This window comes from Bradyrhizobium sp. 157, assembly GCF_023073815.1.
Lineage (GTDB): Bacteria > Pseudomonadota > Alphaproteobacteria > Rhizobiales > Xanthobacteraceae > Bradyrhizobium.
The window spans coordinates 42,811-63,301 of sequence record NZ_JADPKF010000122.1 but is presented as its reverse complement, the minus strand read 5'-3'; the positions used below and the strand labels follow the sequence as shown (position 1 = coordinate 63,301).

Genomic DNA, 20,491 nt, shown 5'->3' with positions numbered 1-20,491 from the left:
AATCTTCGTCATGGACGGTCCCCTTGTCTGGTTCGACTCAGCATCGCCAGTCTGGCACATCGATGCCGTTCGGGGGCCGTCCACCCCATCATTGCGAGCCAACGGGTCGCGCGAATGCGCGCCCGATGACAGGCTCCGCGAAGCAATCCAGACCGTCCGCGGGGCGGTATGGATTGCTTCGTCGTTGGCGTTTCTCGCAATGACGGGGAGAGAGCGGTGCCTACTTCGCCCCATCCTCATACGACGAAATCTCGATCAAGCTCCCGTCCGGATCCCGGCAATAGACCGAGCGCAGCGTGCCGCGGGCGCCTTGCCTCGCGACCGGGCCTTCCTCGATCGCGACGCCGTTAGCCTTCAGGTGCGCCACGACTTCCTCCGGCGTGCTCGACGTCAGGAAACATAGATCGTCGCTGCCTGCGGTTTCGTGATCGGCCGTGAACCACTCGACCTTGTCGGCGTCGCGCGGCCGCACGTTGATCTTCTGGTTACCAAACACCAGCGAGGTCCGCGGCGTTTTGCCCGGACCCGGATCGAACACCTTGACCTCCATGCCGAGGATCTTCCGGTACCAATCGGCGGAACGCGCCACCTCGGACACATTGATGACGAGATGGTCGAGAGCGTTAACCCTGACAGACATGCCTTATCCTTTCGTCGCGGTCAGCGACGCTGCGCCCCACTGGCCGCACCCGGGTTTGTTTGTTACAACGCGCGCCGCGTTCGGTTCAATAGAAACCGCGCCTCAATAGAAACGGACCGGGCCTGAACCCCGGCCTCCAAGGAGAAGTTTTATGATTTCACGCCGTACCGCGATTTGCCTGGCCGTCATCGGCCTTTCCACTGCCGCTTCGATCGGCAGCGTTTCGGCGGCGGATTATCCGACCCGGCCGGTGAAATGGGTCGTCGGATATCCGCCGGGCGGCGCGACCGACATCATTGCGCGGCTGATCGGCCAGCGGCTCTCCGAACGGCTCGGCCAGCAATTCGTGATCGAGAACAAGCCCGGCGCCGGCAACAACATCGCGACGGAGTCCGTCATCAATGCCGAGCCGGACGGCTACACATTGCTGCTGGTCAATCCCGCGAACTACATCAACGCCACGCTCTACGCCAATCTGAAATTCAATCTCGTGCGCGATCTCGCGCCGATCGCGGCGTTCAACCGCGTGCCGAACGTGATGACCGTCAACAAGGATGTTCCGGCCAAGACGGTCGCCGAGTTCATCGCCTACGTCAGGGCCAATCCCGGCAAGGTGAACCTGGCTTCGTCGGGCAACGGCACCTCGGTGCATCTGTCCGGCGAAATGTTCATGGCGATGACGGGCGCCAAGATGCAGCACGTGCCCTATCGCGGCGCCGCGCCTGCGATCACCGATCTGCTCGGTGGCCAGGTCCAGGTGATCTTTGACAACATGCCCTCGATCCTTCAGCATGTCCGCGCCGGCTCCGTGCGGGCGTTGGCCGTCACCAGCACGGCGAAGTCGCCGCTGTTGCCTGACGTGCCGGTGCTTGCCGATACCGTTCCGGGCTATGAGGCGAGCGCGCTGTTCGGCGTCGGCGCACCGAAGAACACGCCCAAGGAGGTCATCGCCAAGCTGAACAAGGAGATCAACGAGATCCTCGCCGAGCCGGCGATCAAGGCCAAGCTGACCGATCTCGGCGGCGAGCCGCTGATCGGGCCGCCGGAGGCGTTCGGCAAGATGATCGTGGCCGAAACCGAAAAGTGGAAGAAGGTGATCGAGGAAGCCAAGGTCGAAAAGGTGCAGTGATCTTCGTCACGGAACATAGGCAGGGCCGCGGTGTTTTATGGCAAAGACGACGCGGCCTTGCGTCATGTGAAGGAGATCGAAGATGCGTAACGCAATAGTAGCGGCATTGGCGCTGTCGGCGACGACAGTCGCCACCATCGCGGGCAGTTCACCCGCGGCGGCCTATGACTATCCCTACTGCCTCCAGGGTCGGGGCATCGGCATTCCCGGCGATTGCTCGTATGCTAGCTATGGGCAGTGCATGGCATCAGCGTCAGGACGCGCGCTCTACTGCAACGTCAATCCGCGCTTCGCCTATGGGCAGCAGCGGCGGATGCGGGTTTATCGGGACTATTGATCGCACCTCGCAATCCTTCCGCATGATGGCCGGACTGTTCGCGCTGAACGATCCGGCCATCGGTGTCTCTTCTTCCGCTACTCGCGACTTCGTGATGCACACGCCGGCTTGACGGTGTTTTGTTTGCGCTTATACTAAACCATATGGTTAAGTATAAAGAGGATGTTCTGGACCGCACTTTTGCCGCGCTGTCCGATCCGACGCGGCGCGCACTGCTGGTGCGGCTCGGCGATCGCGAAAGCCTGTCGGTCAGCGAATTGGCGCAACCGTTTTCGATATCACTGCCCGCGATCATGAAGCATCTCGATGTGCTGTCGGACGCCGGCCTGATCGCCCGCGAAAAGACCGGCCGTACGGTTGCGTGCCGGCTGACCGCCAGCCCGATGGAGCAGGCGATGGACTGGCTCAATCGCTACCAGCGCTTCTGGTCCGACAATCTCGACCGCCTTGCCGCTTTTGTGGAGGAAGACCCATGGCCACCCAGTCAAGCCTTGCCAAGCACGATGCTATCAGCGACGCCGAACTCGCCGCGCGCCCCAGCCTCACGCTCACGCGCCGGTTCAGCGCGGCGCCCGAAAAAGTCTACGCCGCGTGGGCCGACCCGCAAAAGCTAGTGCAATGGTTCGGGCCGACCTCGGTGGAGGAGGGCTCGGTCAAAGCCGACATCGATCTGCGCGTCGGCGGCCGTTACCGCATCAGCTTCCGCGCCAACGGCGATTACAACGAGGTCGGCGGCATCTATCGCGAGGTCGTTCCAAACCAGCGGCTGGTCTTCAGCTGGGCTTGGCATTCCACGCCGGAGCGGGAATCGCTGGTGACCATTTCGATCAAGCCGGAAGGCAGCGGTTCGCTGCTCGTCTTCAATCACGCGCAGTTCGTCGATGAGAAGGCGCGCGACAATCACCAGCACGGTTGGACCGAATTCCTCGGTAAGCTCGAAAGCTATCTGGCCTGAACAAAGGAGCCGCCCATGCAGCCGCACCCCGTCGTCTCCCGTGAGGAATGGATCGCCGCCCGCAAGGCGCACCTTGCGCATGAGAAGGAATACACCCGAGCGCGCGAGCGTCTGAACGAAGAACGGCGCTCGCTGCCCTGGGTCAAGGTAGAAAAGAATTACGTGTTCGATGGGCCCGGCGGCAGGGTCTCGCTTGGCGACTTGTTCAAGGGGCGCAGCCAGCTCGTGGTGCAGCACCTGATGTTTGCGCCCGACTGGAACGAGGCCTGCAAGAGCTGCTCGTTCTGGGCCGACGGGTTCGAGCGCATGATCCCGCATCTGGCCGCCCGCGACACCACGATGGTCGCGATCTCGCGCGCGCCGCTGCAAAAGCTTACCGCATTCAAGCAGCGGATGGGTTGGACCTTCGATTGGCTGTCGTCGGGAGCAAATGAGTTCAATTACGATTACGGCGTCTCGTTCACGCCCGAGCAGCTCAAGTCAGGCACCACGCTCTATAATTTCGGCACCACTTCCTTCGGCGGCGAAGAGGCGCCGGGCATCAGCGTGTTCTACCGCGACGAGGCCGGGACCATCTTCCACACCTATTCCTGTTTCTCGCGCGGCCTCGACATGATGAACGCCGCCTACCACTATCTCGACCTCACCCCGCTTGGGCGTCACGAGGAAGGCCTGCCTTATCCAATGGATTGGGTGCGGCTACGTGACCAATACCAGCCCGCGCCAGTTCATGCATCTTGTTGTCAGAGCTGAAAAGCCTGACCGTCATTGCGAGCGAAGCGAAGCAATCCATCGGGCCGCAAAGGAAGATGGATTGCTTCGTCGCTTCAGCGCAAAATTGCTTTGCAATTTTGTCGCGAGCTCCTCGCAATGATGGCGAGAAATGTGAAGAGGAACTCCGCATGCCCTACGTCGATGGCTTCATCGTCCCCGTACCGAAGAAGAATCTCGAAGCCTACTCCCGCCTGTCGAAGAAGGCCGGCAAGATCTGGCGCGAATACGGCGCACTGGATTATCGCGAATGGGTCGCCGAGGACGTCAAGGTCGGCAAGTTCACCTCGTTCCCACGCAGCGTCAAGTTGAAGCCGGGCGAGACCGTCGTGTTCGCCTGGATCACCTACAAGTCGCGCGCCCAGCGCGACAAGATCAACGCCAAGGTGATGGCGGACCCGCGGCTCAACGAGATGATGGATCCGAAAGCGAAGCCGCCGTTCGACGGCAAGCGGATGATCTATGGCGGTTTCGAAAGCCTGGTGAAGGTGTAGGCGCGATTGGTCCGTGCGTCGGCAAATGCACGGGCCACGGTGGAAAGCTGGGGCCAAGCCCGCCCGCTTCGATCCCTTGTGATATAACTGTCAAACAAGGTCTTTAGGACATCCGGTACCGCACCCACGGATACCGGATTGCAATGGCCGAGATCGAGATTCGGGCGCTTCGCAAGGCTTTTGACGGCGCCGAGGTCCTGAAAGGTATCGATCTCACGATCGAGGACGGCGAGTTCATCTCCCTCGTCGGTCCGTCGGGGTGCGGCAAATCCACGCTTCTGCGCGTCATCGCCGGTCTCGAACCGCAGTCCTCTGGCGAAATCCGGATTGACGGTGCCAGTGCCGACGGCATCAGGCCGAGCGCGCGCAATCTGGCAATGGTGTTCCAGTCCTACGCGCTTTATCCGCACCTGAGCGTGTTTGACAATATCGCCGTTCCGCTGCGGATGAAGCGCCTGTCCGCGCTGGAGCGCGCGCCGTTTGTGGGCCGGCTGATGCCTGGTCGCCGCCGCGCCGAACGCGTTATTCGCGACGATGTCGAAAGGGTGGCCGAGCAGCTCGAAATTTCGCCGTTGCTGAAGCGCAAGCCCGGCCAATTGTCCGGCGGCCAGCGCCAGCGCGTTGCGGTTGGCCGCGCCATCGTGCGTCAGCCGCGCGCGTTTCTGTTCGACGAGCCGCTGTCCAATCTCGACGCCAAGCTTCGCGTGCACATGCGCGCCGAGATCGCCCAGTTGCACCGCCAGCTAAAGACGACCTTCATCTACGTCACCCACGACCAGGCCGAAGCCATGACCATGTCAGGGCGGATTGCGGTCATGATTGCCGGCGAGCTGATTCAGGTGGGTACGCCCGCCGCCATCTATGACGATCCGCGCGATATCCGCGTCGCCGAATTCGTCGGCACGCCGAAGATAAACGCATTTCCCGGTCGTGTCCGCAGCGATGGCCGGCTGGAGATGCTCGGACATCTTCTCAATCTGGCAACACCGGCGCCGGAAGGTGAGTGCCGCATCTGCGTCCGGCCGGAGCGGATCGAGCTGGTTTCGCACGGGCTCCTTTCGGGCACGGTCGTTCATCTGGAAAATCTGGGATCGGAAGCCTTCGTCCATATCGGCAGCGCGGGCATTGATGCGCCCGTGGTGGCGCGCGTCAACGACCCCAGCCAGTTGCCGGCGATCGGAGCCACAGTCGGCTACGGCTTTGCGCCGGAGGCGGTTCGCGCCTTCGACGTCAACGGTAAGCGGATCGCGACCTCCGTCCCGTCGCGCGTCGAGCGGCCACGGGAGATGGCCGTTGTCTGACGCCGCCGCCACGCTGCAGGGAGTGGCGACGGCGCCACGCGTCCCTGCGCGGGTGCTTGCCAGCTTCCGGCGGACAGGGCGATCGCCGGCGGCCTACGCGCTGGCCGCGCCGGCCTTCGTGCTGATGCTGCTGATGCTGATCGGCCCGCTCGCCGGCGTGATCGCGCTTTCGTTTACGGATTATCAGCTCGGCGCGCCGGCCTTCTCCTGGATCGGCCTCTCGAACTATCGGGAGATGTTCGCCGACCGGGTGTTCTGGATTTCGCTGAAGAACACCCTGACCTATGTCGCGATCGTAGTGCCCGGCGCGGTGGCGCTCGGGCTCGGCGTTGCGCTCCTGATCCAAAGCGGAAGCGGTCTGCGAAGCCTATATCGCACCGTCTATTTCCTTCCCGTGATGGCGACGCTGATCGCCATGGCTATCGTCTGGGAATTCATGCTGCATCCCCAGTTCGGCCTGGTGAACGGACTTTTGCGCGCCACCGGCCTGCAGGGCCACAGCTGGCTGCAGGATCGCGGCACCGCGCTTTATTCGCTGTGCGTGATCGGTATCTGGCAGGCCACCGGCTTCAACATGGTGCTGTTTCTCGCCGGCCTCGTCTCGATCCCGAAGCATCTCTACGACGCGGCCGAGATCGACGGCGCCGAAAGCGCGTGGTCGCGTTTCCGCCTAGTGACGTGGCCGATGCTCGGGCCGGTCACCCTGTTCGTGGTGGCGATCTCGGCAATCCGCTCATTCCAGGTGTTCGACACCGTTCAGGTCTTGACCAAAGGCGGCCCCTCAAAATCGTCGGAAGTGCTGATCTACACGATGTATACCGAAGGCTTCGAGTTCTTCCGCTCCGGTTATGGCGCGGCCGTGACCGTCGTGTTCCTGGCCTTCGTGCTGCTGCTCACGCTGCTCAAATCAGCGCTCGGCAACCGGGAAGTGCACTACGCATGACCCCGCGGGCCCGCATGCTTCTGTGGTCTGCGATCCGGCACGTCGTGCTGCTGGCGGGAGCGCTGGTGATGCTGACGCCTTTCATCTGGATGGTGTCGACCGCGTCAAAGCCTCAAACCGAGATTTTTTCATCCGATCTGCACCTGATCCCCTACCACTTCGCGCTGTGGGACAATCTCCAGATAGCCTTCGCCAAAGCCGATCTATGGCGCTATCTGCTCAACGGCTTGATCGTCACGATCTCGATCTTCGGCCTTCAGGTGCTGGTTGCCCTGCCTGCCGCCTACGCCCTCGCGAAGTTGCGCTTTCTCGGACGTGGCGTGCTGTTCGCGCTCGTCGTGTTCTGCATCCTGATTCCGCCGCAGGCGACCGCGATCCCGGTATTCCTGCTGCTGCACAAACTGGGTGTTCTCGATAGTTATGCGGCGCTGGTGCTGCCGTTCACGATCTCGGTGTTCGGCATTTTCCTGATGCGTCAGTTCTTCAAGACCGTGCCCGACGACCTGATCGACGCCGCGCGAATGGACGGAATTTCCGAGTTCGGCATCGTCTGGCGCGTGATGCTTCCGACTGCGATTCCGGCGGTGACCGCGTTCGGCATCTTCTCGGTGGTTGCCCACTGGAACGACTATTTCTGGCCGCTGATCGTGCTGAACAGCGAGCATTTGCAGACGCCGCCGCTTGCGGTCGCGCACTTCCGCAACAATGAGGCCGGAACCAATTACGGGCCGCTGATGGCGGCCGCGATCGTCATCATCGCCCCGCTCGTCATCGCCTTCCTGTTTGCCCAGCGACGCTTCATCGAAGGCATCACGCTCACCGGCATCAAGTAACCGAGTTTTTTCAAACCTCAGGGAGACGACAATGTTCAGAACATGGATTGCCGCAGCCGCCCTTTCGTTCGCCGCCGCCGGTCTCGCGCATGCGCAGACCGAAGTCGTCGTTCAATATCCTTATGCCGAATTGTTCGAAGGCACCCACAAGCGCATCATCGAGGAGTTCGCCAAGGTGCGGCCGGACATCAAGGTCACGCTGCGCGCGCCCTATGATTCCTACGAGGAAGGCACCCAGAAAGTACTGCGCGAGGCGGTAACCAACCAGATGCCCGATGTATCGTTCCAGGGTCTCAACCGCATCCGCGTGCTGGTCGACAAGAACATTCCGGCCGAACTCGACGGCTATATCGCAGCCGAGAAGGATTTCGACAGGCAGGGCTTCCATCAGGCGATGTTCGATATCGGCACCGCGAGCGGCAAGGTTTATGCGCTGCCGTTCGCGATTTCGCTGCCGATCGTCTACGTCAATCTCGATCTGGCGAAGAAGGCCGGCGCCGACCCGGCTAACCTGCCGCAGACGTGGGACGGGCTGATTGATCTCGCCAAGAAGATCAAGGCGCTCGGTCCCGACATCAACGGCATCACCTACGCCTGGGACATCACCGGCAACTGGCTGTGGCAGGCGCCGGTGTTTTCGCGCGGCGGCACCATGCTGAACGCCGAGGAAAACAAGGTGGCGTTCAACGGGCCGGAAGGCCAGTTCGCGATCAGGACGCTGGCGCGCCTTGTCAGTGAAGCCGGCATGCCCAATCTCGACCAGCCGGCGATGCGCGCGACCTTTGCCGCCGGCAAGACCGGCATTCACGTCACTTCGACCTCCGACCTCAACAAGACCACGCAGATGATCGGCGGCAAGTTCGAGTTGAAGACCCACACGTTTCCGGACGTGGTGTCGCCGAACGGCCGGTTGCCGGCCGGCGGGAATGTCGTGATGATTCTGGCCAGGGACAAGGCCAAGCGTGACGCGGCCTGGGAGGTCGTAAAATTCTGGACCGGCCCGAAGGGCGCTGCGATCATGGCGGAGACCACCGGCTACATGCCGCCGAACAAGGTCGCCAATGACGTCCACCTGAAGGATTTCTACGTCAAGAATCCGAACAACTACACCGCGGTCAGCCAGCTCGCGCTGCTGACCAAATGGTACGCCTTCCCCGGCGACAACGGCCTCAAGATCACCGACGTGATCAAGGATCATCTCAACTCCATCGTGACGGGCGCGCGCACCAAGGAGCCGGAAGCCGTGCTCGCCGACATGACCAGCGACGTGCAGAAGCTGCTGCCGAAGACGGTGGGTTCGGTGCGTTGACGGCAACTGCCTTACCAGGAACCGCTGCGGCTACCACGCCGCGGCGGTCGTTAACAGGGAGACCATGGTTCGATGAAATTCGTCATCCTCACCGACACTCATTTCGTCGCCCGTGGCCGTAAGCTCTACGGGCTGGATCCCACCGAGCGGCTCGGCTCGGCGGTCGAGCGGATCAACCGCGATCATCCGGACATTTCCTTCGTGATCGTGACCGGTGACCTTGCCCATTGGGGCGAGGAGGCGGCCTACGAAAATCTTGCTTCGGTCCTGGCGCGGCTGAAGGCTCCGACCATCCTCTTGATGGGCAACCACGACAAGCGCGGTCCGTTTAGCCATTTCTTCCCCGGCGTGCCGCGCGACGAATCCGGCTTCGTGCAATCCATTCACTTGTTCGATGCCGCCACGATCGTCACGCTGGATACGCTGAACGAGGCCGCCCCTGATCATGCCGGATGGCTGTGCGCGGCGCGGCTCGCTTTCCTCGAACACGCGCTTGCTTCGGCTCCAGTCGATCGCCCGCTTCTGCTGTTTCAGCATCATCCGCCGTTCGATACCGGACTGCGCTACATGGACGGCATCAAGCTCGCCAATCCCGAGGCCGAATGGGACGTGATCGCACGCACGCGAAAGCCGGACTATCTATTCATGGGCCATCTGCACCGGCCGATCTCGGGCATCTGGCGCGGCATTCCCTTCCATATCCAGCGCGCGCTATCGCATCAGGTGGCGTTCGATCTCGATACGGCGAATCACATTCCCGGGTCGCACGAACTGCCGGACTATTCGCACGTAACCGTCAGCGCCGGGCAGGTGGTGATTCACCAATGCTCGTTCCTTTACGATGGACCGCTGTTTTCGTTGCAGGACCACGCCGCAATCGAATGGACCGACCGGTAAGGCCGGGCGACGCCAGGCACGCCGCGGTCGGCCGTCAGCCCGGCCGGGACTGCGCTTCCAGCTGCCGGCTGTAGCGCGACATCGCAAAGCAGAACACGAAATAGATCAGCCCGACGAACACGTAGACTTCGACGCTGAACTGCTGCCAGGCGGGATCGATGATGGAGGTCTTCGCCGTCGTCAGGAGGTCGAAGATACCGATGATCAGCACCAGGCTGGTGTCCTTGAAGAAGGCGATGAACGTATTCACCAGCGGCGGGATCACGTGGCGAATCGCCTGCGGCAGGATGATCAGGCCGTTCTTCTTCCAGTAGGTGAGCCCGAGCGCGTCGGCGGCGTCGTGCTGTCCTCTCGGAATGGCCTGGAGGCCGCCCCGGATGACTTCGGCAAGATAAGCGCCGGCGTACAGCACGAACGCGATCTGCGCCCGGAGCAATTTGTCGATGTTGACGCCGTCGGGCAGGAACAGCGGAAACATCACGCTCGCCATGAACAACAGGCTGATCAGAGGAACGCCGCGGATCAACTCGACATAGAGTACGCAGAGCGACCGGATCGCGGGCAACTTTGAACGGCGGCCCAGCGCCACCACGATCCCGAGCGGGAAGCCGAACGCCAGCCCGAACGTCGCCAGGATCAGCGTCACCGGCAGCCCGCCCCAGCGATCCTGTGAAACGTAGGACAGCCCGAACACGCCGCCCCACATCAAGACGCCGATCAGGACCAACGCCGCCGCCCACACCAGCACCAATTCCTTGCGCCACCAATTGCGCCGGCTCGACACCCAGAACAGCGCAATGAAGATGAGGCACACCAGCGCCGCCCGCCACTGCTCATTGAAGGGGTAAGTGCCGAACAGGATGAAGCGATATTTTTCGGGAATGACGGCCCAGCAGGCGCCGAGCCCACGGATCGACCGGCAGGGGCCGGTCTGGTTGCCGGAAACGATCCAGATCGCATTCCAGTAGCCCCACTGCACGAGGCTGATGAATGCCTTGGCGAGCAGCGCGATCAGGAGCACGGAGATGATGCTTGATGTGACCGAGGCGAACAGATTCGCGCGTAGCCACCGGATGGCGCGGCCGGCCGGAGCCCGGCGGGATCGCGCGTCGAAGCGAAGCGGATTTTGCGGAGCGTCCGTGATCACCGTCATGGCATCACCGCTCCACCAGCGCGATGCGCGCATTGTACCAGTTCATGAACAGGCTGATGCCGAGGCTGATGGTGAGGAACACGGCCATGATGAGCGCGATGGCTTCGATCGCCTGCCCGGTCTGGTTCAGCGTGGTGTTCGCGATCGACACCACGTCCTGATATCCGACCGCAACCGCAAGCGAGGAATTCTTGGTCAGGTTCAGATATTGGCTGGTCATCGGCGGAATGATGACACGGAGCGCCTGCGGCAGCACGATGCGCTGAAGCACAAAAATACGCCGCAGTCCGAGCGCGTTCGCGGCATCCCATTGACCTCGGGGAACGGCCTGAATGCCGCTCCGCACGATTTCGGCGATGAAGGCTGAGGTGTAAGTGACGAGCGCGATCAGCAATGCAAAGTATTCCGGCGCGAGCGCAGTCCGCCGACAAAATTGAAGCCGCGCAGTTCGGGCAACGTGATGGTCCACGACGCGCCGAGACCGAACGACACCAGCGCCGGCAGGCCTACGAGCAGGGCTAGCGCATAGGGCCAGAGCGGACGCGCCTTGCCGTCCGCCATTTGCCGCGCCACTAACTGCCGCCGCAACAGATACAGGGCGCCCAGGCCGGCAGCGGCCGCGGCGATGACCCACAGATTTGCTCCCTCGAGCGGAATCGCCGGCAACACCAGGCCTCTGTTCGACAGAAAGACGCCTTCGATCGGCTTCCAGGCCGCGCGTGCCGCCGGAAGTCCCTGCATCAGCACGTACCAAAACAACAACTGCAGCAGCAGCGGGACGTCGCGGAGCACTTCGACGTAGACCGCAGCCAGCCGCGACAACAGCCAGTTCGACGACAGCCGCGCGATGCCGATCAGCGTGCCAAGCACCGTCGCGAGCACGATGCCGATGACCGCGACGCGGAGCGTATTGACGATGCCGACGATGAAGGCGCGGACGTAAGGATCCCTGGGGCTGTAGGCAAGCCAGGTATCCGCGATCGGCATCCCGGCCTCGCGGCCGAGGAAGGCAAAGCCGGTCGAAATCCGGCGTACCGACAGATTGTGCAGGGCGTTGGACCAGAGCCAGCCAACGATCGCCACCGCGATGGCGACCACCACGATCTGCCAGACCAGCCCGTTGACCTGCTGGCGGTTGAGGCGGAGGCGCATCCGCCGGCGGCGAGGCAATTTGGGCGTGGATGTCGTCACAGCACAAGGATCCTCGACTTAAGCGCGATGACTTTGAGCAACGATGTCTTGCAGCAGCGATCTTCGGCCGGCAGCGATCTCCGGCGATGCGCCCGCAAGGGCGCATTTCAAATGTTGCACTAAAACGGATAATGTGCAACATATGTTTCATGGCGCAGTCCCGGCCGAAATCCTCGCCGCTGAACGATTTGTGCAGTGCGCTGCCATCGTTGCCGATGCGGCTGCAGCAAGTCGGCCGGTTCGTTGCCGCCAATGACTATGACGCCACCACGCGCTCGATGCGTGATCTTGCCGCCGAGGCCGGTGCCGATCCCGCCGCTTTCACCCGGCTCGCAAAAGCGCTCGGCTATTCCGGATGGGACGAATTGCGCGCCGCGCTGACCGAGGCTCGCCGGCCTGCGCAATCTTCGCCGTTTTCAGGTCGCGCCAAAGGCGGCCGGAAAGGGCCCAACGCCGAGATAGCGCTGGTGTCCGACAAGCTGGAAGCCGAGGCGGCAGGCCTTGCGCGCATTTCGGCCGGCTCGGTGGCCAACGCGGCCAAGGCCCTGCACGCCGCCCGGTGCATCTGGATCGCCGGGTTTCGGAGCTGCCGCAGCGTTGCGGAATTGCTCAATTATCAGCTTCGCTTGTTCCGGCCGGATGCGGTGCATCTGGTCGGCGGCTCGGGGCCTGAGGATCTCGATCTCGGCGCGTTCCACAGCGGCGATGCCGTCGTTGTTATCGGGTTTGCGCCCTATTCGAGGGCAAGCGTTTTGTCGGCGCGGGCGGCCCATGATTCCGGCGCCACGCTGGTTGCGATTGCCGATACGATTACGGCGCCGATGGCGGAGGGGGCCGATCATCTGTTGCTCTATGAGGCCGCCGCGTCGCCCGGATTCTTTCCGAGCCTCACCGGCGCCATTGCCATCGCGCAGTCGCTGGCCGCCGTGACCTTCGTGCTGGGCGGCGCCGGTGCCAAGCGGCGCCTCGAAGAGACTGAAGGCCGGTTGGCCGCGCTGTCGCAATATGTTGCGGAGAAAGGTTGATCGTCATGGGAGCCAGCAAAAGCCGGTTGCTGCACCGAAGCCTGCGTGAGACGCCTCCAAAAGCCATCGGCGGCGATGGCGTCTGGCTGATCGCCGAGGATGGCAGGCTGATTCTGGACGCTTCCGGCGGCGCGGCCGTCTCCTGTCTCGGCCACCAGCATCCTCGCGTGCTCGAGGCCATAACGCGGCAGGCGTCGAAGCTCGCCTTTGCCCATACCGGCTTCTTCTCGTCGGAGCCTGCCGAAGCGCTGGCCGAGGCGCTCGTCGGCGACGAGCCCGGCGGTCTGGCCTACGCCTATCTCGTCAGCGGCGGCTCGGAAGCAATCGAAGCCACCATCAAGCTGGCGCGGCAGTATTTTGTCGAAAGCGGCCAGCCGCAACGCCAGCGCTTCATCGCGCGCCGCCAGAGCTATCACGGCAATACCCTGGGTGCGCTTGCCGCAGGTGGCAATGCCTGGCGGCGCGAGCCCTACGCGCCGCTATTGTCGGCGGCTTTCAGCCACGTGACGCCGGCCTTCGCCTATCACGAAAAACGCGACGGTGAATCCGAGACGGATTTCGTGGCGCGACTGGCGGCCGAGCTCGAAGCCGAATTCCAGCGCCTTGGTCCGGATACGGTGGCGGCATTCATCGCGGAGCCGGTGGTGGGCGCCACCGCCGGATGCGTGCCGGCGCCGGAGGGATACTTCCGCGCCGTCCGTGAGATCTGCAACCGGCATGGCGCGCTCTTGATCCTGGACGAAGTGATGTGCGGCATGGGCCGCACCGGCACGCGCCACGCCTGGGAGCAGGAGGGCATCGCGCCAGATATCCAGGCGATCGCCAAGGGCCTCGGCGGCGGCTATCAGCCGATCGGTGCGATGCTCGCCAGTGGGCGCATCGTCGATACGATCCGGGAGGGTTCAGGCGCATTCCAGCATGGTCACACCTATCTGGCGCATCCGCTCGCCTGTGCTGCGGCGCTCGAGGTGCAGCGAGTGATCGATGACGAGCACCTGCTTGAGAGGGTCAAGGATCTTGGCCGCCAGCTCGAACGGCGCCTGACCGAGCGTTTCGGCAATCACCGCCATGTCGGCGATATCAGGGGGCGAGGCCTGTTCCAGGCCATTGAGCTCGTCGCCGATCGCGCCACCCGCGCGCCGTTCGATCCCGCGCTCAAGCTCAACCAGCGGATCAAGGCCGCCGCGTTCGAAGGCGGCCTTGCCTGCTATCCTTCGGGTGGAACGGTGGATGGCCGCCGCGGCGATCACGTCCTGCTGGCGCCGCCCTATATCGCAACATCCGACGATATCGACATGATCGTTGACCGGCTGGGTCACGCCGTCGACTTGGCATTGAAGAGTGTTGGTCATTAGGAGGAGCAGAATGAAGAGAATCATCATCGCTATAGGCTTGCTCGCCGCGTCGGGCTTGATGGCGCAAGCCGCAACGCTCGATACGGTCAAGCAGCGCGGCACGCTGGTGTGCGGCGTCAGCATCGGCTTCGCCGGGTTCTCCACGCCGGACTCGCAGGGTAACTACAAAGGGCTCGACGTCGACTATTGCCGCGCCTTGGCGGCCGGAGTGCTCGGCGACGCCAGCAAGGTGCGCTATGTCGCGCTCACCGCGCAGAACCGCTTCACGGCTTTGCAGTCGGGCGAGATCGATGTGCTCTACCGCAATTCGACGCAGACCTATCTGCGCGGCGCGACGCTGGGGCTGCGGCAGGGCCCGGTCAATTTCTACGATGGCCAGGGTTTTGTCGTAAGGGCCGACGCCGGCGTAAAGGACCTCAAGAGCCTCAACGGCGCCACCGTCTGCGTCGCGCAGGGCACGACCCATGAAGTGACGCTCGGCGATTACGGCCGTGCCAACGGCATCGAATGGAAACCGCTGGTGTTCGACCGCACCGATACCATGTACCAGACGTTCTTTGGCGGGCGCTGCGATGCCATGACCCAGGACGCTTCCGCGCTCGCCGGCGCGATCACCACCGCGGCTTCCAATCCGGCCGATTACACCGTGCTGCCGCAGACCATCAGCAAGGAGCCGCTCGGACCGTTCACCCGCAACGGCGACGATGTGTGGACCGATATCATCGCCTGGCTGCACTATGGCCTGATCGAGGCGGAAGAGCTTGGTGTCACCGCAGCCAACGCCGAACAAATGGCAAAATCCAATGTGCCGGCCATCCAGCGGCTGCTCGGCACTTCGGGCGAGCTCGGCTCGCGATTGGGCCTCGACAACAAATGGATGCTGCAGGCGATCAAGGCGGGCGGCAATTACGGCGAGATCTTTGAGCGCAATGTCGGCAAGGCGAGTCCGCTAAAACTCGATCGCGGCCTCAACGCGACTTGGGCCAAGGGCGGCCTGATGTACGCTCTGCCGTTCAAGTAGTGAGACGTTGCGGCGCGGCGGGTTGACACAAGTCGCGCCGCCGCAGCCGGACTGACCCGCATGCGCATTACCCTGATCCACGCCCTGAAACATTCGATCGTGCCGATCGAAGCCTCCTTCGCCAGGATTTGGCCGGAGGCTCGCCTGATGAATCTGCTCGACGACAGCCTGTCGGCCGACCTGGCGCGTGACGGCGGGCTCACCGATGCGATGACCGAGCGTTTCCTCGGGCTCGGACGCTACGCCGTCGGCACCGGATCGGATGCGATCCTGTTCACCTGCTCGGCGTTCGGTCCCTGCATCGAAGCCGTTGCGCGCGCCCACGCCCCGATGCCGGTGCTCAAGCCCAACGAGGCGATGATCGAGCAGGCGGTCGCGCGTGGCCGGAAGATCGGGCTGTTGTCGACGTTTCCGCCGACGCTCGCCTCGATGCCGCCGGAGTTTCCGTCGCGGGTCGAGCTGGTGCCGAAACTGGCGGAAGGCGCGTTAGCCGCGCTCGACCGCGGCGATCGCGCGACCCATGACCGCCTGGTCGTGGAAGCAGCGAGGAGCTTGCGCGACTGCGACCTGATCGCGCTCGCCCAGTACAGCCTGGCGCCAACGGCAGACGCGGTCGCCGAGGCGACGGGACGGCCGGTGCTGACCACCCCCGACAGCGCGGTGCAGAAGCTAATGAAGATGCTCGGCGTGGACCGAGCTTAGGTCAAGTTCGACGCGAAGGAGGCAACCTCCCTCTCTCGGTCGCGGGGGAGGACCGGGGTGGGGGTGTCGCCACGTGACATTGTCTGTGTAGACAGAACTTCCGCCGCATCGCCCGTTGGCGCGACAGCCGCAGCTTTAGGCCTCTTTCTTCTTGGCCGGCTTTTTCACCGCCTTCTTCGCCGCCGCTTCCTCGGCCGCGTTCCTGATCGCCCGCGCGTAACTATCGGCGGTGTTTTGCGCAGAGTTTTGCAGCCGCTTGGCCGCGGCCGTACCGAGCTCAATCGTGCTCTTGGCGATCAGCCGGAATTGGTCCCGCGTCTCCTTATCCTTTGCCTTGGCCGCGCGGGCCATGATCTGGTCGCGCCGCTTCTTCACGGCTGCCATCAGGCTCTTGTTCTGCGCTTTTGCGATTTGCCGGATGACGAGGTCGAGATCGGCTTCAGCCATTATGAGTCACTCTTGCCGCACCATGCCATCCGCAGGGTGCGGGAATCAATGGCGCCGTATTTGAAGGATAGGCGCCATTGTGTCGCCGCGGCGCCATCATTTCAAGCGCGATTCTCGCAATCGGACGCTGCAGTTCGACCGCGCAACCCGATAACAGTCGATTAACGTTGTGTTGATAGGAATTCTCAACCACCAGGAAGAGAAACGAAATGCGTAACCTCACCGTCCATCAGCGTTTTGCGATCATCATTGCGACGCTGACGATCGTTCTGTTTGGTGTCTCCGCCCTGCAGATCCTGGTGTTGCGCGACGCGGTGCTGGAGGAGCGGCGGACCACGGTCCGCAATCTGGTCGAGGCCGCGATAAAGATTCTCGCTCACCATGAAGGCGAGGCCAAGGCCGGCCGGATCGCTCCGGATCAGGCGCGCCAGATGGCCTTTGCTTCGATCAGCGCCATGCGCTGGGGCGAGTATTCCGACTATATCGGCGTCTACGGCACGGGAAGTGCCGATGCCGGCGTCACCTATGTGCATGCCAATCCGAAATACATCAACGTCAACCGCTGGGAGTTCAAGGACAAGAGCGGCAAGCTGTTGATCCAGGACATCGTGCGGACCGCGCGCGCCGGCGGTGGCTTTGTCGAATATCTCTCGCCCCGCTCCGCCGGTGGCGCCGAACTCCGCAAGGTCTCCTATGTCGGGTCCTTTGGTGCAGGCGACAAGCTTCTGGCGCTTCAGGCCGGCGCCTATGTCGACGATATCGACGCGGTGGTCTTTCGCCGGATGATTTGGGCCGGGATCGCCGGGCTGGCCGGCTTGGCGCTCGCGGGTTTCGTGGCATTCTGGCTCGGCCGCGGCCTGGTCGTTCCGCTAAACAGGACCTGCGCGGCCATGGACCAACTGGCCAAGGGCAATTTTGCGGCCGAGATTCCCTTCGTCGACCGGACCAACGAGATCGGCCGGATTGCGCGAAGCCTCCAGGTATTCAAGGATCATTTGGTCGAAACCACGCGGCTGCGCACCGAGCAGGAAGCGATGAAGGTCCGTTCCGCCGAGGAGCGGCAAGCGGTTCTTTCCCGCATTGCCGACGAATTCGAGCGCAGCATTGGCGGGGTGATTCGGGGCACCGCAACGGCCGCCGACGAGCTGCAGAACTCCGCCTCGTCGATGTCCACGATTGCGGTGGGAACGACGGACCAGAGCGCGAGGGTCGCGGCCGCCGCCGAGCAGACGGCGTCGAACGTGCAGACCGTTGCGGCCTCGGCGGAGGAGCTGTCATCCTCGATCCAGGAGATCGCGCGGCAGGTCACCCAATCTTCGTCAATTGCCCAGAATGCCGTCGGGCAGGCCAACCGCACCGAGGCCATGGTCGGCCGCCTGGTCGAGGCCACGCAAAAGATCGGCGAGGTCATGGCGTTGATCCAGACCATCGCGGGACAGACGAATTTGCTGGCGTTGAACGCGACCATCGAAGCTGCCCGGGCCGGCGAAGCCGGCAGAGGCTTCGCTGTCGTCGCCAACGAGGTCAAGGCGTTGTCGTCGCAGACTGCCAAGGCTACCGACGAAATCACCAGCCAGATCCAGGAAATCCGGGATGCGACCGGCTCGACAGTCAACGCGATCCGCGAAATCGGTACCACGATCGGGCAGATGAACGAAATCACGGGCTCCATTGCGGCCGCCGTCGAAGAGCAGGGCGCCGCCACCAACGAGATTGCCCGCAGCGTGCAGCAAGCGGCGCAAGGCGCCCAAGAAGTTATGCAAAACATCACGGGCGTGCGCGAAGCTTCGAGCAAGGTCGACGCTGCCGCGGGCCTCGTGCTTAATGCCGCCGGTCAACTGACGTCGCAATCCGAGCTGCTCAAAGCCGAAACCGGCAAATTCCTCGGCAATGTTCGGGCCGCGTGACGTCGGGCGTAAGCTTGCTCGTCATGCCCACTCTGTACCCCGCCCTCGCTGAAGCTTGGCGGACTGTTCAATTCAGCCGCGCCCCGATCCCCGTAAGCACGCGGTAATCAGGCTTGGACTGAATGCCGTTGTGCTGGTTGATGACAGGCACGCCGACCGAGACAAAGCCAGAGAAGCGATCGAAGCCCACTCGCACGCCGGGCGACAGATAGACCGTGGTGCCGCCGGAATTGGGATCGGGAATGCCAGCGATGCGCTGCTTGTCGTGCCACTCGCCATTGAGCTCGAGAACGAGGTCGAGCGTGTAGGGCGTCTTCTTCATGTCGCTGTGGTCGTGGTTGGCGTGATAGAGACAATGCTCCTGCAACTGATTGCGCGGCTGCATGCAGTATTCGTGCAGCTCCACTTCCTTCGCCGAGCCGGTCGGACCGACCAGGCGATACGACACGGCGGTGCCGAACAGGAAACGGTCGCCGAGATTGGTGTCCTGCGTGCCCGTGCTGATCAGGTAATAGAGGCCGCTCACGTCGAACGACCAGCGGCCGGAGCGCTTGGTGAAGGCGGCGCCGAACAGGCCGTCCCACGAACCCGAGCCCGGCTGAAACTGGGCCTGAAAAAGCTGGCCGGCGGCGTCGCGCTGGTTGGTGCTGCCGGTCGGCGCCTTGAAGCCGAAAAGCACGGCGGCCGACGTCCCGCTCTGCGCGTTGTTGTGGAAACGATACTGCCCGAGCATGGTGACGTCGCCGAACCCCGCCGAGTTGCCGCGTCGGTTGATGCTGTCGGGACTCATCAGGCTGCCCATGTCGCTCGCACTCATCATGCCCGTATGGCCGCCGCTCAGCATATGCTCCCCGGGCTCGCGGATATCCGAGCGACGGACGCCGGACGCGCGAACGGCAACGGTCAGATCGTTGGTGATGCCGTAAGCGGCCGAAAGCGAGACGCTGTCGATCGAGCGAATCGAATGCGCGTGCGTGCCGCGGCTTGCGGCGGCGAGCAGATCGGCCTCGCTGAGCTGGCCCAGCCTGATGAACTCATAGCGGACCGATGCGGCGATCAGTCCTTCGGAAAGCGTGTCAGCCGAGATGGTGTTGATGGGCCCGCCGCTGCCGGTATTGCCCCCGCCGCCGGGATGATGCGCTTCCGCAGGAGCAGCGAGTAAAAGTATCATGGATAAAAAGATGCCGGCCGCGGGCCGTTTAAGATACGCACACACATACGCCCCCTGTACTCACTGCCTGGCGATTAGCCATCCCAATCGGGCGCGAGATTGACTGGATCTTGCGAGAAGCGCGGCCCGCTCGCGACGGAAGCGAAGCGGAAAAGCGAACGCGCGATCGTGGGCGCGGCGTCTGTGTGGCTGTCGCGTGTTGGGCGAATGGCGAAGCGGGGGTAGTCACTTGCCGGTTGTGCTTCGAGTGCTTTTCGCGTCGCGACTCGGCAGTCGCAATCACGTCCAGCGCTGGCCTCAATCAGGGCGAGCACCAGCCGTATTCACGTCCGATTGCTTCACTACACGCCTTACGGTCCAGCGCGCGTATCGGAGTAGGACAATTATGACAACCGTCGTCAGAGATATCTTTGTGTTTATCACCGCGGCCATTTTTGTCGCAGCGAGTTTGCTCGTTGCGACCATCGCCGGCGCACACGAGTTCAAGGTCGGCACGCTCGACATCGGTCATCCCTGGTCGCGCCCGACCCCGAAGGACGCCAATATCGCCGGCGGCTATCTCACCATCACCAACAAGGGAAAGACTGCGGATCGTCTGATCGGCGGCACGTCGCCCGCGGCAAGCCAGATCGAGGTGCACGAGGTGGTCGATGTGGACGGTATGGCGAAGACGCGCCCGCTCGCAAACGGTCTCGAGATCAAGCCCGGCAAGACCGTGGAGCTCAAGCCCGGCGCCTATCGCATCCTGCTGATGGGCCTCAAGGAGCCGTTCCTGATCGGCCAGAAGGTGAAGGGCACGCTGATGTTCGAGAAGGCGGGGCCCGTCGACATCATCTACAACGTCGAGGAAAACGTCGGAGCCGCCGTCAGTGGCATCAATAGTGTCGCGCATAAGCATCATTAGGACCGG

The 20,491-nt window shown here is 63.0% G+C and carries 21 protein-coding genes and 1 pseudogene; 17 read left to right on the top strand and 5 right to left on the bottom strand.

All coding sequences use genetic code 11. From position 1 onward, the window contains the following. Window positions 1–220: 220 nt before the first annotated feature. Window positions 221–640, bottom strand: coding sequence for a VOC family protein (locus tag IVA95_RS38070; protein WP_247515206.1), 420 nt, complete (start codon window positions 638–640; stop codon window positions 221–223). A 151-nt stretch (window positions 641–791) separates the two neighbouring features. On the opposite strand from IVA95_RS38070, the gene IVA95_RS38065 reads away from it, so the two are divergent. The 11 genes from IVA95_RS38065 to IVA95_RS38015 all read left to right on the top strand — a co-directional run bounded on the left by IVA95_RS38065 (window position 792) and on the right by IVA95_RS38015 (window position 9,609). Then, window positions 792–1,769, top strand: coding sequence for a tripartite tricarboxylate transporter substrate binding protein (locus IVA95_RS38065; RefSeq protein ID WP_247515205.1), 978 nt, complete (start codon window positions 792–794; stop codon window positions 1,767–1,769). An 82-nt stretch (window positions 1,770–1,851) separates the two neighbouring features. Continuing rightward, window positions 1,852–2,106: a DUF3551 domain-containing protein gene (locus IVA95_RS38060; protein WP_247515204.1), complete on the top strand. Its 255-nt coding sequence runs from the start codon at window positions 1,852–1,854 to the stop codon at window positions 2,104–2,106. A gap of 143 nt (window positions 2,107–2,249) precedes the next feature. Then, entirely contained in the window at window positions 2,250–2,720 is a 471-nt protein-coding gene (locus IVA95_RS38055; RefSeq protein WP_247515203.1) for a metalloregulator ArsR/SmtB family transcription factor, read from the top strand. Further along, window positions 2,720–3,061 (top strand): SRPBCC domain-containing protein, encoded by a 342-nt coding sequence (locus tag IVA95_RS38050; RefSeq protein WP_247515202.1) that lies wholly within the window; start codon window positions 2,720–2,722, stop codon window positions 3,059–3,061. The genes IVA95_RS38055 and IVA95_RS38050 overlap by 1 nt, the downstream gene beginning before the upstream one ends. A 15-nt stretch (window positions 3,062–3,076) precedes the next feature. Beyond that, the gene (locus IVA95_RS38045; protein ID WP_247515201.1) at window positions 3,077–3,814 is read left to right on the top strand and encodes a thioredoxin family protein; all 738 of its coding nucleotides are present in this window, start codon (window positions 3,077–3,079) and stop codon (window positions 3,812–3,814) included. 149 nt (window positions 3,815–3,963) lie between these two features. Next, window positions 3,964–4,326 (top strand): DUF1428 domain-containing protein, encoded by a 363-nt coding sequence (locus IVA95_RS38040; protein WP_247515200.1) that lies wholly within the window; start codon window positions 3,964–3,966, stop codon window positions 4,324–4,326. Window positions 4,327–4,469: 143 nt separating this feature from the next. Continuing rightward, complete coding sequence (locus IVA95_RS38035; RefSeq protein WP_247515199.1) at window positions 4,470–5,627, top strand: ABC transporter ATP-binding protein; 1,158 nt, start codon at window positions 4,470–4,472, stop codon at window positions 5,625–5,627. Further along, the gene (locus tag IVA95_RS38030) at window positions 5,620–6,570 is read left to right on the top strand and encodes a sugar ABC transporter permease (RefSeq protein ID WP_247515198.1); all 951 of its coding nucleotides are present in this window, start codon (window positions 5,620–5,622) and stop codon (window positions 6,568–6,570) included. The genes IVA95_RS38035 and IVA95_RS38030 overlap by 8 nt, the downstream gene beginning before the upstream one ends. Next, entirely contained in the window at window positions 6,567–7,403 is an 837-nt protein-coding gene (locus IVA95_RS38025; protein WP_247515197.1) for a carbohydrate ABC transporter permease, read from the top strand. The genes IVA95_RS38030 and IVA95_RS38025 overlap by 4 nt, the downstream gene beginning before the upstream one ends. Before the next feature lie 31 nt (window positions 7,404–7,434). After that, window positions 7,435–8,712, top strand: a complete 1,278-nt coding sequence (locus IVA95_RS38020) for an ABC transporter substrate-binding protein (protein WP_247515196.1) — start codon at window positions 7,435–7,437, stop codon at window positions 8,710–8,712. Between the two features lie 72 nt (window positions 8,713–8,784). Beyond that, on the top strand, window positions 8,785–9,609 hold the full coding sequence (locus IVA95_RS38015; RefSeq protein ID WP_247515195.1) for a phosphodiesterase: 825 nt from the start codon (window positions 8,785–8,787) through the stop codon (window positions 9,607–9,609). 34 nt (window positions 9,610–9,643) lie between these two features. Here the strand turns inward: IVA95_RS38015 and IVA95_RS38010 are convergent, their stop codons facing one another. After that, window positions 9,644–10,762: an amino acid ABC transporter permease gene (locus IVA95_RS38010; protein ID WP_247515194.1), complete on the bottom strand. Its 1,119-nt coding sequence runs from the start codon at window positions 10,760–10,762 to the stop codon at window positions 9,644–9,646. A 4-nt stretch (window positions 10,763–10,766) separates the two neighbouring features. After that, window positions 10,767–11,953, bottom strand: a pseudogene (locus IVA95_RS39240) (ABC transporter permease subunit). Window positions 11,954–12,102: 149 nt separating this feature from the next. On the opposite strand from IVA95_RS39240, the gene IVA95_RS37995 reads away from it, so the two are divergent. From IVA95_RS37995 to IVA95_RS37980, 4 genes are read left to right on the top strand one after another with little or no spacing between them, the layout of a single operon-like run. Next, window positions 12,103–12,978, top strand: a complete 876-nt coding sequence (locus IVA95_RS37995; RefSeq protein WP_247515191.1) for a MurR/RpiR family transcriptional regulator — start codon at window positions 12,103–12,105, stop codon at window positions 12,976–12,978. Between the two features lie 5 nt (window positions 12,979–12,983). Further along, window positions 12,984–14,333 carry an aspartate aminotransferase family protein gene (locus tag IVA95_RS37990; protein WP_247515190.1) on the top strand — a complete coding sequence of 450 codons (1,350 nt, stop codon included), beginning with the start codon at window positions 12,984–12,986 and terminating at the stop codon, window positions 14,331–14,333. Between the two features lie 10 nt (window positions 14,334–14,343). Then, window positions 14,344–15,354, top strand: coding sequence for an amino acid ABC transporter substrate-binding protein (locus IVA95_RS37985; RefSeq protein ID WP_247515189.1), 1,011 nt, complete (start codon window positions 14,344–14,346; stop codon window positions 15,352–15,354). A gap of 60 nt (window positions 15,355–15,414) precedes the next feature. Further along, window positions 15,415–16,056: an arylsulfatase gene (locus tag IVA95_RS37980; RefSeq protein ID WP_247515188.1), complete on the top strand. Its 642-nt coding sequence runs from the start codon at window positions 15,415–15,417 to the stop codon at window positions 16,054–16,056. 135 nt (window positions 16,057–16,191) lie between these two features. On the opposite strand, the gene IVA95_RS37975 is transcribed toward IVA95_RS37980, so the two are convergent. Further along, on the bottom strand, window positions 16,192–16,503 hold the full coding sequence (locus tag IVA95_RS37975; protein ID WP_247515187.1) for a hypothetical protein: 312 nt from the start codon (window positions 16,501–16,503) through the stop codon (window positions 16,192–16,194). 209 nt (window positions 16,504–16,712) lie between these two features. Between IVA95_RS37975 and IVA95_RS37970 the strand changes: the two genes are divergently transcribed. Continuing rightward, window positions 16,713–18,410 (top strand): methyl-accepting chemotaxis protein, encoded by a 1,698-nt coding sequence (locus IVA95_RS37970; protein WP_247515186.1) that lies wholly within the window; start codon window positions 16,713–16,715, stop codon window positions 18,408–18,410. 67 nt (window positions 18,411–18,477) lie between these two features. On the opposite strand, the gene IVA95_RS37965 is transcribed toward IVA95_RS37970, so the two are convergent. Further along, on the bottom strand, window positions 18,478–19,581 hold the full coding sequence (locus IVA95_RS37965; protein WP_247515185.1) for a transporter: 1,104 nt from the start codon (window positions 19,579–19,581) through the stop codon (window positions 18,478–18,480). 385 nt (window positions 19,582–19,966) lie between these two features. On the opposite strand from IVA95_RS37965, the gene IVA95_RS37960 reads away from it, so the two are divergent. Continuing rightward, complete coding sequence (locus IVA95_RS37960) at window positions 19,967–20,485, top strand: copper chaperone PCu(A)C (protein ID WP_247515184.1); 519 nt, start codon at window positions 19,967–19,969, stop codon at window positions 20,483–20,485. The last annotated feature ends 6 nt before the right edge of the window (window positions 20,486–20,491 follow it).